At 54.4% G+C, this 15,428-nt stretch carries 14 protein-coding genes; all 14 read left to right on the top strand.

Features of this window, described 5'->3' with window-relative positions:
• The first annotated feature begins 187 nt into the window (after positions 1-187).
• A complete protein-coding gene (gene metG, locus B5D52_RS06885; RefSeq protein ID WP_016147999.1) occupies positions 188-2,182 on the top strand; it encodes a methionine--tRNA ligase in 1,995 nt (664 codons plus the stop codon).
• A gap of 80 nt (positions 2,183-2,262) precedes the next feature.
• Positions 2,263-2,454: a DUF4177 domain-containing protein gene (locus tag B5D52_RS06880; RefSeq protein WP_016147998.1), complete on the top strand. Its 192-nt coding sequence runs from the start codon at positions 2,263-2,265 to the stop codon at positions 2,452-2,454.
• Positions 2,451-3,239: a TatD family hydrolase gene (locus B5D52_RS06875; RefSeq protein ID WP_040332853.1), complete on the top strand. Its 789-nt coding sequence runs from the start codon at positions 2,451-2,453 to the stop codon at positions 3,237-3,239. Before B5D52_RS06880 ends, B5D52_RS06875 begins: the two co-directional genes overlap by 4 nt.
• Positions 3,240-3,364: 125 nt before the next feature.
• Positions 3,365-4,354, top strand: coding sequence for a biotin--[acetyl-CoA-carboxylase] ligase (locus B5D52_RS06870; RefSeq protein ID WP_016147996.1), 990 nt, complete (start codon positions 3,365-3,367; stop codon positions 4,352-4,354).
• A gap of 3 nt (positions 4,355-4,357) precedes the next feature.
• Positions 4,358-4,912: a biotin transporter BioY gene (locus tag B5D52_RS06865; protein WP_016147995.1), complete on the top strand. Its 555-nt coding sequence runs from the start codon at positions 4,358-4,360 to the stop codon at positions 4,910-4,912.
• Between the two features lie 7 nt (positions 4,913-4,919).
• Positions 4,920-5,891: a biotin synthase BioB gene (gene bioB / locus B5D52_RS06860; RefSeq protein ID WP_016147994.1), complete on the top strand. Its 972-nt coding sequence runs from the start codon at positions 4,920-4,922 to the stop codon at positions 5,889-5,891.
• Positions 5,884-6,582 (top strand): dethiobiotin synthase, encoded by a 699-nt coding sequence (bioD, locus tag B5D52_RS06855; RefSeq protein ID WP_016147993.1) that lies wholly within the window; start codon positions 5,884-5,886, stop codon positions 6,580-6,582. The genes bioB and bioD overlap by 8 nt, the downstream gene beginning before the upstream one ends.
• Complete coding sequence (gene bioA, locus B5D52_RS06850) at positions 6,579-7,778, top strand: adenosylmethionine--8-amino-7-oxononanoate transaminase (RefSeq protein WP_016147992.1); 1,200 nt, start codon at positions 6,579-6,581, stop codon at positions 7,776-7,778. Before bioD ends, bioA begins: the two co-directional genes overlap by 4 nt.
• 285 nt (positions 7,779-8,063) lie before the next feature.
• Complete coding sequence (locus B5D52_RS06845; protein WP_016147991.1) at positions 8,064-8,825, top strand: helix-turn-helix domain-containing protein; 762 nt, start codon at positions 8,064-8,066, stop codon at positions 8,823-8,825.
• 145 nt (positions 8,826-8,970) lie between these two features.
• Complete coding sequence (locus B5D52_RS06840; RefSeq protein ID WP_016147990.1) at positions 8,971-9,747, top strand: helix-turn-helix domain-containing protein; 777 nt, start codon at positions 8,971-8,973, stop codon at positions 9,745-9,747.
• Positions 9,731-10,399 carry a hypothetical protein gene (locus tag B5D52_RS06835; RefSeq protein WP_016147989.1) on the top strand — a complete coding sequence of 223 codons (669 nt, stop codon included), beginning with the start codon at positions 9,731-9,733 and terminating at the stop codon, positions 10,397-10,399. Before B5D52_RS06840 ends, B5D52_RS06835 begins: the two co-directional genes overlap by 17 nt.
• Before the next feature lie 5 nt (positions 10,400-10,404).
• Entirely contained in the window at positions 10,405-12,777 is a 2,373-nt protein-coding gene (locus tag B5D52_RS06830) for a homocysteine S-methyltransferase family protein (RefSeq protein ID WP_016147988.1), read from the top strand.
• 3 nt (positions 12,778-12,780) lie between these two features.
• Positions 12,781-14,571 (top strand): bifunctional homocysteine S-methyltransferase/methylenetetrahydrofolate reductase, encoded by a 1,791-nt coding sequence (locus tag B5D52_RS06825; protein WP_016147987.1) that lies wholly within the window; start codon positions 12,781-12,783, stop codon positions 14,569-14,571.
• Between the two features lie 108 nt (positions 14,572-14,679).
• Positions 14,680-15,096, top strand: a complete 417-nt coding sequence (locus tag B5D52_RS06820; RefSeq protein ID WP_016147986.1) for a CBS domain-containing protein — start codon at positions 14,680-14,682, stop codon at positions 15,094-15,096.
• The last annotated feature ends 332 nt before the right edge of the window (positions 15,097-15,428 follow it).

Here is a 15,428-nt window from a genome sequence, read left to right as displayed (position 1 = left end):
GTCGGTCTCACCTCCGTCTTTTGGGGTCGATATAAAAAGAAAATGCACAGGCGACTCATGTGAGTCTCTGTGCATTTAATAATAATGGGGGCGTTTTTGAGGAATTTGCGCCCATTCTATTGATTGCAGCGGTAAATTCCGGTATGATATAAGATAGACTGAATAAATTTAGGAGGAATGAGAGAGAATGGAAAAGAAACCTTACTATATCTCGACCGCCATTGCCTATACGTCTGCCAAGCCGCATATCGGCAACACCTATGAGATCGTCCTGGCCGATGCCATCGCGCGCTACAAGCGCATGACCGGTTACGACGTTTACTTCCAGACCGGTACCGATGAGCATGGCCAGAAGATTCAGGAAAAGGCCGAGGCTGCAGGCATTACGCCTCAGCAGTACGTCGACAACGTGGCAGGTCAGATCAAGGAAATCTGGGATCTGATGAACACCACCTATGATCGCTTCGTGCGTACCACCGATCCGATGCACGTCGAGAAGGTACAGAAGATCTTCAAGAAGCTGTACGATCAGGGTGATATCTATAAGGGTTCGTACAAGGGCAAGTACTGCACGCCCTGCGAGTCGTTCTGGACCGAGAGCCAGCTGGTTGACGGCAAGTGCCCGGACTGCGGCCGCCCGGTCGTCGACGCAGAGGAGGAAGCATACTTCTTCCGTATGAGCAAGTACGCTGACCGCCTGATGGAGTACATCGAGACCCATCCTGACTTTATCCAGCCCGAGTCGCGTAAGAACGAGATGGTCAACAACTTCTTAAAGCCCGGTCTGCAGGATCTGTGCGTTTCTCGTACCTCCTTCAACTGGGGCGTACCGGTTACCTTTGACGACAAGCACGTTGTTTACGTCTGGCTGGACGCACTGACCAACTATATCACCTTCTGCGGCTGGGACCCGGACGGAAACCACGACGAGCACTACAAGAAGTTCTGGCCGGCTGATGTACACCTCATCGGTAAGGACATCATCCGTTTCCATACCATTTACTGGCCGATCTTCCTGATGGCACTGGGCGAAGAGCTGCCCAAGCAGGTCTTTGGTCATCCGTGGCTGCTGGTCGGCGACGGCAAGATGTCCAAGTCCGCAGGCAACGTCATCTATGCTGATGATCTGGTCAAGTATTTCGGCGTAGACGCTGTGCGCTACTACGTTCTGCATGAGATTCCGTTTGCAAACGACGGCGTGCTGACCTATGAGATGATGATGGAGCGCATCAACTCCGATCTGGCAAACGTCCTGGGCAATCTGGTCAACCGCACCATTGCGATGGATCAGAAGTACTTTGACGGCAAGATCATGGAGCCGTGTGCGGCTGAGCCGGTCGACGAGGAACTCAAGGCAATGGCTCTGGAACTGCCGGCTAAGGTAGAAGCCAGAATGAAGGATCTGCACGTCGCAGATGCCATTGACGAGATCTTTGCGCTGCTGCGCCGCTCCAACAAGTATATCGACGAGACCATGCCCTGGGCTCTGGCCAAGGACGAGACCAAGCAGGCACGTCTGGGCACCGTTCTGTACAACCTGCTCGAGTCCATCCGCTTCGCTGCAACCATGCTGCGTCCCTACCTGCCCGAGACTGCGGACAAGATCTTTGCTCAGCTGAACGTTGAGGATAAGGGCATCGAGTCGCTGTCTGCCTTTGGCGGTATGCCGGTTGGTCAGAGCGTTGGCAAGGCCGAGATTCTGTTCGGTCGTATCGACATCGCCAAGAAGCTGGCCGAGATCGTTGGCGAAGATGCTTCTGCCGATAAGAAGGCCGATAAGAAGCAGGACAAGGCTTCCAAGAAGGAAGAGAAGAAGAGCAAGAAGGTCGAAGTGCCCGAGGGCTGCATCACCATCGACGAGTTTGCAAAGGTTGAGATGACCGTCTGCAAGGTACTCGCATGCGAGAACGTACCCAAGAGCGAGAAGCTGCTCAAGTTCCAGCTGAACGACGGCAGCGGTGAGACCCGCCAGATTCTGTCCGGTATTGCAAAGTACTACAAGGCAGAAGACCTCGTGGGCAAGACCCTGGTTGCCTGCACCAATCTGCCGCCGCGCAAGATGATGGGTCAGGCTTCCAACGGTATGATCCTGTCGGCTGTCCGTGAGAAGGAAGACGGCACGGAAGAGCTGCATCTGGTGATGCTGGATGACGCGGTACCGGCTGGCGCAAAGCTGTGCTGATTTTGAAATGATTGTGGCAAGGGCGCGGGGGAGACTCTGCGCTCTTGTGTTATTTTTACGGACAAAAGGAGGTCATACACTTGTACGAATATGCTTATGAGACGATTTATACCGGCGGTGGATTTTTTCTGGATAACAGCAGTCAGGAACACCGGAAAATTATCGCATCTTACGCGGCGAAAGGATGGCGGTTTGCCGGATTTGTACCGAGTAAGTTTACCAGCAACGGCGGTATCAAGGAACTTGACCTCGTATTTGAGCGGGAGGTATGATGTTACAGGTATTTGATACACACGCACACTATGACGACGGTCGGTTTGACGAGGATCGCGACACGCTGCTCGCGTCCATGCCGGAAAACGGTGTACAGTTGATTCTCAATCCCGGCTGTAACCCGGAAACCAGCCGCAAGGCGATTTCCTACGCCGAGCACTATTCGTTCGTGTACGCGGCGGTCGGTTATCACCCGGAAAATATTGAGGGCGTATCCGACGAACAGATTGCGGACGGCCTCAAAGAGATTGAGGAGATGGCAAAGCGTCCCAAGGTCAAGGCCATCGGTGAAATCGGTCTGGATTACTATTGGTGCAAAGACCCGGGTGAGCGCCGCCGTCAGCAGGAGGTATTCCGCGCACAGATGCGCATGGCTGGACGCTGCGGCTTGCCGGTCATCATCCATGATCGCGAGGCGCATCTGGACAGCCTGACCATTGTGGAGCAGTATCCCAAGGTTCGGAGCGTCTTTCACTGCTATTCCGGTTCGGCGGAGTTTGCCAAACAGCTACTGGCATTGGGCTGCATGATCTCGTTTACCGGCGTGATTACCTTCAAAAATTCCAAGAAGGCACGCGAAGCCATCGAAGTGATTCCGATGGAACGCCTGATGATCGAGACCGACGCGCCCTACATGGCACCCGAACCCTATCGCGGCAAGCGCAATTCGTCGCTCTATGTGCACCGCATGGCTGAGACCATCGCCGAGATCAAGGGAATTACACCCGAGGAAGCGGCACGTGTGACGCTGGAAAATGGCAAGCGATTTTTCGGCATTGACTGATCGACTTTCCCCAAGCCCTGTCGGACTTGGGGAATTTTTATTGGATAATTGTAAACCTATTAAAAAATAAAGGTTTACAATAGAGAAGTAGCATGGTATGATGAAGCAGTTAGGAGGTGCATGCTGTGGCAACCAGAGAACAACTGATCGCCCTGTTTGAGAGCAATCAGGGTACTTATTTTTCCGGGGAAGATATCGCAGAGCGGCTGTCGATCTCGCGTGCAGCGGTGTGGAAGGCAGTCAATAGCCTGCGCGCCGAGGGGTATCCCATTGACGCCGTGCGCAATCGGGGATATTGCCTGTCGCAGACAACCGATGTGCTGTCTGCTCAGGGCATTGCAAAATATTTGACCGATGACTGTGCCGAAATCCAGTTGACCGTCCTACCCGAGGTCGATTCCACCAACACCGCCGTGCGAGAGCGGGCGGCGGCCGGTGCGCCCGAGGGTGTGACCGTGGTGTCCGGCTGTCAGACGCAGGGACGCGGACGCATCGGGCGGACATTCTATTCTCCCTCACAGACCGGTGTTTATCTCAGCCTGCTGCTGCGTCCGCCGCACTGTCAGCCACAGGAGGCGGTCAAACTGACCACCATGGCAGCGGTTGCCGTGTGCGAGGCGATTGAGGAAGTATCTAGCGAACAGGCGCAGATCAAATGGGTCAACGATATCTTTATCGGGGACAAAAAGGTGTGCGGCATCCTGACCGAGGCTGCCTTGGGACTGGAAGATGGCTGTCTGGATTATGCGGTACTCGGTGTAGGCATCAACGTCTATGCACCCAAAGACGGATTTCCGGAAGAACTGCAAAAAATTGCCGGTTCAGTGTTTGAGACCGCGCAGAACGATGGAAAAAACCGCATTGCAGCCGCATTTTTGAATCATTTCATGGCAGATTATAAAAATCGTGACGTGAGCGACTATGCCGCGCGCTATCGTGCCCGCAGTCTGGTCATCGGACGGGACATCTGGGTCATGCAGGGCGGACAGGCATACCCGGCGCATGTGCTGGACGTGGACAGAGAGTGTCGTCTGCATGTTCAGTACGCGGATGGCCGTACCGACTGCCTGACCTCGGGTGAAATCAGCATCCGCGTGCGATCGGAAGGAGTTTAACCCGTGACTGTGACAAAGACCAAAGATCTGACCCTGTGCGCACTGTTTGTCGCACTCATCGCCGCCGGTGCGTTCATTAAGATTCCGGTTCCAGTGGTACCGTTCACCTTGCAAACGCTGTTTACCATGCTAGCCGGACTGCTGCTCGGTGCCAAGCGCGGCTGTACGGCGGTGTGCATTTATATCATTCTGGGCCTCATGGGACTGCCCATCTTCGCGAGCGGCGGCGGCCCGGGCTACATTTTCCAGCCCAGTTTTGGCTATCTCATCGGCTTTGCGGTCGGTGCTTACGTGACCGGAGCCATTGCAGGCAAGAGCGATCACCCGAGTTATAAACGCCTGCTGGCTGCGAATTTTGCCGGACTTGCGATTGTGTATCTGTTCGGCATGGTCTATTACGGCCTCATCAGTAATTTTTATCTTGGCACACCGATTGGCCTGTGGCCGTTGTTTCTGTACTGCTTTTTGCTGGTCGTGCCCGGTGATATCGTCCTGTGTATCTTGGGCGCAATTCTGGCAAAGAGATTGCGGCCGTGGATTGGCATAGAAAGGGAGTAAGCGAGACATGACAGAGATAGAAAACCTGTGCGCGCGCGTGCTCAGCGGGGAAAAAATCACCCGTGAGCAGGCACTGGAACTGTATCACCAGCCGCTCGAGCCGCTGTGCGCAGCTGCCGACCGCATCCGTCGCGCATTTTGTCAGGACGCCTTTGACCTATGCACGATCATCAACGGAAAGAGCGGAAAGTGTTCGGAAAACTGCAAATTCTGCGCGCAGTCGGCGCACAATCATACGGGAGCTGCCGTGTATCCGCTGCTCTCGGCAGAGGAAATCACAGCCGAAGCCAGGAAAAACGATGTGCAGGGCGTGCTGCGTTATTCCATTGTCACGTCAGGCAAACGGCTAAGCGATGATGAAGTCGAGGCGATGTGCGAGGCCGTGCGCCAGATTCGCGCAGAGACCGGCATTTCGGTCTGCGTGTCGTTTGGTCTGCTCGATCAGAAGCAGTACGAGAAACTGCGGGACGCAGGCGTGACCCGTGTGCACAACAATCTGGAAACCTCGCATCGGAATTTTCCCAACATCTGCACCACGCACACCTATGACGATAAGATCGCGGCTATCCGTGCTGCACAGGCTGCCGGTCTGACTGTGTGCAGCGGCGGTATCATGGGACTGGGCGAGACCGTGGAAGACCGCATTGATATGGCGCTGACGCTGCGGGAGCTGGACATTCACAGTGTGCCGGTCAATGTACTCAATCCCATCCCGGGCACGCCGCTCGAGCACTGTGCACCGCTGACCGAGGACGAAGTGCGCCGCATTGTGGCGGTCTATCGTTTCCTGCTCCCCGATGCCTCCATTCGACTGGCTGGTGGGCGCGGTCTGCTGCCTGATAAGGGCAGAGCGTGCTTCCTGTCGGGTGCCAACGCGGCCATTTCGGGCGACATGCTGACCACAGCGGGAATTACGGTTGAGACCGACCGTCGTATGCTGCGAGAGCTTGGATACGAGGTGAAGCGCTGTCATGGCTAAGACTCTGTTTGTCATCGGAACCGGTACGGACGTCGGCAAGACCTATGTGACCGGTCTGATTGTCAAAAAATTACGCGAACACGGCAGAAAAGCGGCTTATTTTAAGGCGGCAATGAGCGGAAACGAGCGGGATGCACAGGGCAATCTGATACCGGGTGATGCACTGCACGTCAAGACCATATCGGGTATCGAGCAGCCGCTCACGACCATGTGTCCTTATGTGTACGAGCATGCAGTCTCTCCGCATCTGGCTGCACAGATCGAGGGAAACCCGGTCGAGCTGTCGCGCGTTATCCAAGATTTGCACAGCCTGTGCACGGCGTACGATTTTGTGACTATGGAAGGTGCGGGCGGCATTCTGTGTCCTATTCGCTTTGATCAGATCCAGCACCTGCTGCTTCCCGCGCTCATTCGCGCGTGTGGGATGGACTGCCTGCTGGTTGCAGATGCCGGTCTGGGTACGATCAACGCCGTGGGACTCACTGCGGCCTACCTCAAGGAACAGGGGATTGTACTGCGCGGCATCGTGTTCAACCGGTTTGAGTCGGGGAATCTTATGCATGAGGACAATAAAACCATGTGCGAAATTCTCACCGGTGTGCCGGTGGTGGCTTGCGTCCGGCAGGGAGATACCGACCTTGATCTGGACGCTGAGACGCTCGAAGCACTGTACAAGGAGGCAGACGCATGATCTGGTATCCCTATCAGCAGATGAAAACCATGCAGGCACCGTTTGAAATCTTGGATGCCGAGGGCGTGTATCTGTATACCAAAGAGCACAAAATGATCGACTCGGTATCCTCGTGGTGGAGCGTCATTCACGGCTACAAGCACCCGGCGCTGAATAAAGCCATCATAGAACAGGTGGGAAAGTTCTCCCATGTCATGCTCGGCGGACTGACGCATGAGCCGGTGCGCAAACTGTCGGATAAATTGCAGTCCTTTTTGCCGGGAGATCTGGATTACTGCTTTTTTTCGGACTCGGGCAGCGTAGCCGTCGAGGTCGCGCTCAAAATGGCGCTGCAATATTACGTCAATCGCGGTGAGCAGCAGCGCACGATGATTTTGGCACTTGAGCATGCTTACCATGGAGACACCTTCAAGACCATGGAGGCAGGTGATGACGAGGACTATCACTTCGTGCTGAATGCCTACGGAAAAAGTCCGTATGTCGTGCATATCCCGACCGAGATTGCGGCACTGGAGCAGGCATTTGCGCAGTATCATGATAAGCTCAACTGTGTGCTCGTCGAACCGCTCTTGCAGGGTGCAGGCGGCATGCGAATGTATGATGTCTCGTTTTTGCAGCGTGCCCGTGAGCTGTGCGATCAGTACGGTGTGCTACTCATCTTCGACGAGGTTGCAACCGGCTTTGGACGCACGGGCAATCGCTTTGTTGCCGATCTGGTACTGCCGGACATTCTGGTGTTGGGCAAGGCGCTGACCGGCGGCTATATCGGCCATGCGGTTACGGTCGCAAATCATAAGGTTTACGATGGGTTTTACGACGATGATCCCGCGCATGCCCTCATGCACGGCCCGACTTTTATGGGCAATGCACTGGCGTGCAGCGTGGCGCTCAAGTCTATCGAGCTGTTTGAGTCCGAGCACTATATGGACAAGATCGCACGTATCGAGGCCATCACCAGACGGGAACTAGATGGTTTTTCTGACCCGCGTATCCGTGAAATTCGCATCATGGGCGGATGTGTGTGCATTGAAGTTTATGATTCCGAGACGCTGCGCGGATATCAGCAGTTCGCCTGCGAACGGGGTGTGTTCAGCCGTCCGTTTCTGAATTATCTGTACGCTATGGTACCCTATGTCATTTCGGAAGATCAGCTCGTCACCGTGCTGGACTGCATGAAGGCTTGGTTTTCCCGGTGAGGACGCCGGTCTGTGTGCGAAAAATATAAGGAAATAACTGTCAATCAGCCCGCGCTTATGATATACTTGTAACGTCAAGTATCGTAAGTGCGGGCCTTTTGTACCAAAATACCGGCCACACAAGCAGACTTGACCAAAGTAAAAAAATTCCGAAAACGCAGACTGAAATGACATTTTTGTTTCCAATCCTGCCTGCTCCACGCTGCGTGGAGTGAATTACAGCAGGCGGTGGGTTGTCGGTGGACACCCGGCACGCTATGCTGAAAGCACAAAGGAGGGATCGTTATGGAAAACCGGAAAATCGGTGCATTCATTGCAGAGAGACGAAAGGAAAGCGGACTGACCCAGCAGGCATTGGCTGATCGTTTGGGGCTGACCAACAAGGCAGTGTCCAAGTGGGAGACCGGTGACGGTCTGCCGGATATCACGATCTTGCCTGCACTGGCGGAAAATCTCGGTGTGACTGTGGATGAGTTGCTGGCAGGCGAGCGCAGACCCAAGACGCCGGAAGTCGGGGAGCAAACACGGAAGTATCTCGAAGACCGTGCACATCGTCGGCAGGTTGTTGGACTTTTGGCTGTGGCCGTCGTCGGTGCATGCGGTGGCCTTTTGCGCACTTCGGAATGGCTATACTGGGTGATGCTGATTGTCTCGATTGCGGGATACATCGGCGTGCATGTATACTTTCCCGGAAAAGAACCTCTGCGCCGACGCGTGTTGTTTGGCGCGCTTTGGGGCGCTGGAATGAAAGGGCTGCCGTTTGTGGCGCTGTATACCTCCTGGATGCGCGGACAGATTGCGGACGGAAGCACGCCGAAAGCGGTTATCAAAGATCTTGTAATAGACTGGTATGAATGGACGGGAAGGTCGTTTGAATTGGGGGAGATTAACCAGCGCACGACACAGATCATGGACTTGATTACGACGTATTATCGACTGCTTTTGGTTGTTGCTTGGATTTTGACCATGCTGCTCGGTATGTTGCTAGCCTTTTTGAGCTGGAAAGTACAGCACAAAAAGAGTCCAAAGATTGTAAGTAAAAATTGATCTGTGATGACTGAGAAAAGCAGAAAATAGCACGTTTTCGACACCTTCCAGCAGATTCTACGCTGCGTGGAGTGAATTTCAGCAGGTGGTGGGTTGTCCGTAGATACCCGACACGCTATGCTGAAAGCACAAAGGAGGGAGCATTATGGAAAACCGGAAGATCGGTGCATTCATTGCAGAGAGACGAAAGGAAAGCGGACTGACTCAACAGGCATTGGCCGATCGCTTGGGACTGACCAACAAGGCAGTGTCCAAGTGGGAGACCGGTGACGGTCTGCCGGATATCACGATCTTGCCTGCACTCGCAGAAAACCTCGGTGTGACCGTGGATGAGCTGCTGGCAGGCGAGCGCAGACCCAAGACCCCGGAAGTCGGGGAGCAGACCCGGAAGTATCTCGAAGAGCGAAAACGCAAACAATATAAAATTGCGGTCATGGCATCAGCCTTGATTGTTGTCCTAGCTGTTTCATATATGATGCAGAGCACTTACTATTTTTGGATTAGGCCGAACTATCTATTACCAATGGCATTATCCATCGGTGGATACATTGCGGCCAATATCTGGATACCTGGACAGGAGACTTTGCGTCAGCGCACGCTGTTCTGTGCACTGTGGTCAGCAACTTTGTTTGTATTTCCAGCACAGTGGTGCATCCGATTGGTAGATAAGATTTTGGAACATTTGCAATTGGCAGACTACTTGGCTGAACGCTATGTACAGGAGCACGATTTAACCGTGCGGCAGACTTATTGGGACTTTTTCCAGTATTATGAGGGTGAGATTGCGCAGTGGACTGCTAAGCATGAGTGGATATTCTGGCTGGCTGGCATCGCAATTATGATTGGGCTTGGCCTGCTCGTTGGCCATATCACTTGGAAATTACAGCATAGGGAACGGAAAAAACATGAATCTGAATCTTGAGACCTTTAATCGAAAAGAAGTTTTGCAATATCTGCGCTGGACGGGCAGTGAGATTCCGCCCGAGGTCGACGCGCTGATCGATGACTGTATGGCAGAGACCCTGCGCGTGTCCGAGCCGCGCTTTATCTATCGGATTCTGCCGATTGACTGGGAGGCGCACACGCCTGAACTGGCCTTTGTCGGTCAGGACATTCCGAATATGCTGGCCGACAGTGATCGAGTGGTGCTGCTTGCCGCAACGCTGGGTGGTGGTTTGGAACTTGCCATTCGCAGAGCGCAGGTGCGCGACATGTCTCGCGCGGTCGTGCTGGACTGCTGTGGTTCGGCGGCGATCGAGGCGGTCTGTGATGCAGCCGAGCGGGAAATTCAGAGCGCGGTTGGCGAGGGTGTTTACCTGACCGACCGTTTCAGTCCGGGTTATGGTGACCTGCCTATTTTATTGCAAGATGATTTCGTTCGGCTGGTGGACGCGCCGCGCCGCATCGGCCTGACCGTGACGAGTACACATATACTGACACCGCGCAAGTCGGTGACCGCGATCATTGGACTGGCAAACAAGCCGCAGACCAAACGATTCCGTGGCTGCGCGTATTGCTCGATGTTTGAGACCTGTGCCTTTCGCAAGGCTGGAAAAACCTGTGGGAGAGAATAAAGAACATGCAAAGAACACTCTGTTATTTGGACGGTGCAATGGGCACCATGCTGCAGCAGGCTGGGCTGGAAACCGGACGCGCCCCTGAGACGCTCAATCTGGAAAATCCCGACCTCATTGTCCGCACCCATCTGGCGTACCTTGAAGCAGGTGCGCAGATTATTTATGCCAACACTTTTGGTGCGAACCGAGAAAAGCTGGCGCGCGAGGGCGTGGACACGACCGAGGCCATTCGTGCGGGCGTTGCCTGCGCTCGCCGCGCCGTGGATACCTTCTGTGCAGATCACCCGGACGTAGATCGTCCTCGCGTCGCGCTCGATATCGGCCCGATTGGTCGTCTGCTCGAGCCTTACGGCACGCTGCCCTTTGAGGAAGCATACGATATTTTCCGTGAGATCATCGAGGTCGGACAGGATGCTGATTTGATCATTTTTGAGACCATGACCGATCTGTACGAGGTCAAGGCCGGTGTGCTGGCAGCCAAGGAAAACAGCGACAAGCCGGTCTTTGTCACCATGACCTTTGAGCCCAACCATCGTACCTTCACCGGCTGTTCGGTTGACGCGATGTGTACTGTGCTGGATGGTCTGGGCGTGGATGCGCTGGGCGTGAACTGTTCGCTTGGCCCGGTAGAGCTCTATCCCATCGTGGAGGAAATGAGCCGTTTGACTGCTCTGCCGCTCATCGTCAAGGCCAATGCAGGACTGCCCGACCCGGAGACCGGTGCATACAGCATTACACCCGATGATTTTGCCCGTGAGATGGCAAAGTTCCCAGCGCTGGGCGTTCAGTATCTGGGCGGCTGCTGCGGTACGTCGCCCGATTGCATCCGCGAGCTGGTGCGGGCAACCCGCGGACAGACCGCAGCCGAGCGGGAAGTCGTGCGCCGCACGGTGGTATGTACTCCGACCGAGACCGTGGTCGTAGACGGTGTGCGCGTCATCGGCGAGCGCATCAACCCGACCGGCAAGAAGCGTTTTCAGCAGGCACTGCGCGACGGTGATCTGGACTATGTTCTGGGTCAGGCAGTCGAGCAGGCCGACGCAGGTGCACATATTCTGGACGTCAACGTCGGTCTTCCGGGCGTGGACGAGCCGTCTATGATGGTTAAGGTGGTCAAGGCCATCCAGTCGGTCACCGATCTGCCGCTTCAGATCGACTCGTCCAATCAGGACGCGCTGGAAGCCGGTCTGCGCGTGGTCAACGGTAAGGCGATTGTCAACTCGGTCAACGGTGAACCCGAGGTGCTCGCCCGTGTACTGCCCATCGTCAAGAAGTACGGTGCAGCAGTCATCGGTCTGGCAATGGACCAGAACGGCATTCCGGCAACAGCTGAGGAGCGCTTCGCCATTGCCGAACGTATTTTAAACGCAGCGCTGTCCTATGGCATTCCCAAGGAAGACGTGTTCATCGACTGCCTGACGCTCACCGTATCGGCTGAGCAGGACAAGGCGGTCGAGACCCTGAGAGCCATGCAGATGGTGCGTGACCGTCTGGGTCTGCACTGCACGCTGGGCGTGTCCAATATTTCGTTTGGCCTGCCCAATCGCAGCCTGATTACCACCAGTTTCCTGACGCTTGCACTGTCGTACGGTCTGGATCTGCCCATCGTCAATCCCAATACCCCGGCGATCATGGACACCATTCGTGCGTTCAATGTCCTGTACAATCACGACAAGAACGCCGAAGCATATATTGCAGCATATTCCGGTCAGCCGGCAGCACCGGTACAGCCGGCGGCTTCTCAGGCTGAGGAAACCACGCTGCCGCGTGCGGTTGAGAAGGGACTCAAGGACGAAGCACGCCGCCTGACTGTCAATCTGCTCGCGTCGGGCAAGTCGGAACTCGATATCGTCAATGAACTGCTCATTCCGGCGCTGGACGTGGTCGGCGGACGCTTTGAGCGCGGAGAAATCTTCCTGCCGCAGCTCATCAACTCGGCAGGCGCAGCACAGGAAGCCTTCGAGATCATCCGCACCGAGATGGCCAAGAAGGGAACCGGAACGGTTTCCAAGGGTAAGGTCATCGTTGCGACGGTAAAGGGAGATATTCACGATATCGGTAAGAATATCGTCAAAACCATTGTAGAGAATTACGGCTATCGCGTCATTGATCTGGGACGTGACGTACCCATCGAGACCGTGGTTGAGACCGCCATCCGCGAGGACGTGCACTTGATCGGTCTGTCGGCACTCATGACCACGACCCTGGCCAACATGGACGAGACCATTAAGGCGCTGCGTGCGAGCGGTCATCCGTGTAAGATTTGGGTCGGCGGCGCAGTGCTGACGCCGGAGTATGCGCACAAGATGGGCGCGGATTACTACGCACGCGATGCGCGCGAATCGGTGGATATTTGCAGGGAGGTACTGGGATAAAGCATGGAACTGAGAGAATATCTGAAGCATAAAACATTGCTGTTTGACGGTGCAATGGGCACTTATTTCCGGTCGGTGCATCCTGAGTACCCGGGAAAGTGTGAGCTTGCCAACTGCAATGCACCGGCAAAGGTGGCAGAGGTACATAAGAACTATCTGGAGTCGGGCGCACGCGCGATCAAGACCAATACCTTTGCGGCCAATACCCACGCACTGGAATGCAAATTTGACGAGGTGCGCACGGTTATCCGACAGGGCTGGAAGATTGCAACCAAGGTCGCCGAGCCTTACCGCGCTTTTGTTTTCGCCGATATCGGACCGATCACCGACCCGAACGGCGAATACGAGCAGATCGTAGATGAATTTCTGGCGCTGGGTGCCAAGAATTTCCTGTTTGAGACCTGGTCGGACGACGATGACCTGTACGCACTGGCGGCATACATCAAGGCGAGATGCCCGGATGCCTTTCTGATCGCTTCGTTTGCGGTCTCGCCTGATGGCTTTACTCGTCAAGGACTGTCTGCCCGTGCAGTTTTGGAGCGTGTGACGAACTGCCCGGTGATCGACGCGGCTGGTTTTAACTGCGTGTCCGGCCCCAATCATCTGCTCGCGCAGGCACGCGCCAATGCCGATCTGTTTGGCAAGGAACGTCCGGCAGCCGATCCGGCGATGCTCAGCGTGATGCCAAACGCTGGTTATCCGACCATCGTGGACGGACGTACCTTCTTTGAAAATCGTGCAGGATACTTTGCATCGCGCATGGTTGAGATCGTCGCAGCGGGCGCGAAGATCATCGGCGGCTGCTGTGGTACGACTCCTGAGCATATCCGACTGACAGCCGAAGCGCTCAACGAAGAGGAGATCAAGCCCGAACCGGCAGCGGCTCAGGTCGAGGTCAAACCGCGTGAGGTGAAAAACCGTCTGGCGGATAAGTTTGCAGCTAAGAAGCGCGTCATTGCAGTTGAGCTGGACCCGCCGGCGGATGATAATTTGGAAAAGTTCATGGCAGGTGCCAAAGCACTCAAGGAAGCAGGCGTGGACGCGATCACGATTGCAGACTGTCCGATTGCCCGTGCCCGTGCGGATAGTTCGCTGCTGGCTGCCAAGCTGCGCCGGGAATTGGATATCGACCCCATCCCGCACATGACTTGCCGTGACCGTAATATCAATGCGACCAAGGCGCTGCTGCTCGGCTTGTCGGCTGAGGAAGTGCGCAACGTGCTGGTTGTGACGGGCGACCCCATTCCGTCTGCCGAACGCGATGAGGTCAAGGGTGTCTTTTCGTTCAATTCTGCTGTGCTTGCAGGCTATATTCGGGAACTCGGTGAACAGGGCGTGACGGCATCGTTCCGTGTATTTGGTGCGCTCAATGTCAATGCGGCTAATTTTGAGGTCGAGCTGCGCAAGGCCAAGCGCAAGGTAGAGCAAGGCGTTGCTGGCTTCCTGACCCAGCCGGTCTTCACATCCCGCGCATTTGAGAACCTGATTCATGCACATGAGGAATTGGATGCCGATATTTTGGGTGGTGTGATCCCGATTGTGAGCCATCGCAATGCACTCTATATGAACAATGAGGTCGCAGGCATTGAGATTTCGCAGGGTGTCATCAACCGCTATGAGGGATTAGATCGCGAGGCGGCTGAAGATCTTGCGGTCGACCTTTCGGTACAGCTGGCACAGCGCATGGAACCGTACACTGCGGGCTGGTATTTCATCACGCCGTTCCAGCGCGTGAGCCTGATTACGCGAATTTTACGAGAACTGAATAAATCTACAGAAACAGATCCTTCCTAATTGTAAACATTGTGCAAACTGTCCAGCACATACCTTGAATGATATCATACCATTTGGTAAAATAAAGTAAACATAATTGTGCTGTGATGTTTTTAAGGATGTGCTTTCATGAATATTATGTTTTTCTTGACCCATAAGAGCGAAGTGACCTATTTATATGAGGATATGGGAATTAAGGAAGGCTTGGACAAGTTGCAGGCGAGTGGTTATCATGCGATTCCGCTGATCTCGCGAGACGGAGAATACATAGGAACGGTAACGGAAGGTGATTTCCTCTGGATGATCTGTTCGTGCGGTGAGTTGATTGGCAAGAAGAAGACCATGTCGCTGCAAATGCGTGATTTGCCGCGGCGCTGTGACAATAAGGCGGTCGATGCAAACGCGACGATTTTCGATTTGTTGTCCCGCGCGGCCAATCAGAACTTTGTGCCGGTGACCGATGACCGAAATATGTTCATTGGCATCGTGACACGAAAGAAGATCTTTGACTATTGCTACAAACACCTCAAGGAAACGCAGACATAAAGGGAGAGTCCCGACGCAGCGCGTCGGGACTTTTTCTTGCAAAAAAAATCGTCGAAACCTGTTGACTTTGGGAAAAGCTGGTGGTATTATATTTAAGCTGTCTGTTTGAGGACAGCATACCACGAAGAAAACCTGATAAGTTTCAAAGTTTTTTTGAATAAACTTCAAAAAAATGAAAAAACTTATTGACAGAGGCTCTTCGATATGGTATTATGAATAAGCTGACCACACGGACAGCGAAACCGGACGAAAAGTTTGGAAAAGTTCAGATTTAGCGATTCGGAGTGCGAAAAACTTCGAAAAAAGTTAAAAAAGAGCTTGACAAACGAAAG

Origin of the sequence: Butyricicoccus pullicaecorum DSM 23266, from assembly GCF_900167005.1 — a bacterium.
Classification (GTDB): Bacteria; Bacillota; Clostridia; order Oscillospirales; family Butyricicoccaceae; genus Butyricicoccus; species Butyricicoccus pullicaecorum.
This window is presented reverse-complemented; position numbering and strand designations above follow the sequence as displayed.

Excerpts from the sequence above, each read along its gene's own strand:
- metG (WP_016147999.1), top strand. The coding sequence starts at position 188 with ATGGAAAAGAAACCTTACTATATCTCGACCGCCATTGCCTATACGTCT.
- B5D52_RS06875 (WP_040332853.1), top strand. The coding sequence starts at position 2,451 with ATGATGTTACAGGTATTTGATACACACGCACACTATGACGACGGTCGG.
- bioB (WP_016147994.1), top strand. The coding sequence starts at position 4,920 with ATGACAGAGATAGAAAACCTGTGCGCGCGCGTGCTCAGCGGGGAAAAA.
- bioD (WP_016147993.1), top strand. The coding sequence starts at position 5,884 with ATGGCTAAGACTCTGTTTGTCATCGGAACCGGTACGGACGTCGGCAAG.
- bioA (WP_016147992.1), top strand. The coding sequence starts at position 6,579 with ATGATCTGGTATCCCTATCAGCAGATGAAAACCATGCAGGCACCGTTT.
- B5D52_RS06845 (WP_016147991.1), top strand. The coding sequence starts at position 8,064 with ATGGAAAACCGGAAAATCGGTGCATTCATTGCAGAGAGACGAAAGGAA.
- B5D52_RS06840 (WP_016147990.1), top strand. The coding sequence starts at position 8,971 with ATGGAAAACCGGAAGATCGGTGCATTCATTGCAGAGAGACGAAAGGAA.
- B5D52_RS06835 (WP_016147989.1), top strand. The coding sequence starts at position 9,731 with ATGAATCTGAATCTTGAGACCTTTAATCGAAAAGAAGTTTTGCAATAT.
- B5D52_RS06830 (WP_016147988.1), top strand. The coding sequence starts at position 10,405 with ATGCAAAGAACACTCTGTTATTTGGACGGTGCAATGGGCACCATGCTG.
- B5D52_RS06825 (WP_016147987.1), top strand. The coding sequence starts at position 12,781 with ATGGAACTGAGAGAATATCTGAAGCATAAAACATTGCTGTTTGACGGT.
- B5D52_RS06820 (WP_016147986.1), top strand. The coding sequence starts at position 14,680 with ATGAATATTATGTTTTTCTTGACCCATAAGAGCGAAGTGACCTATTTA.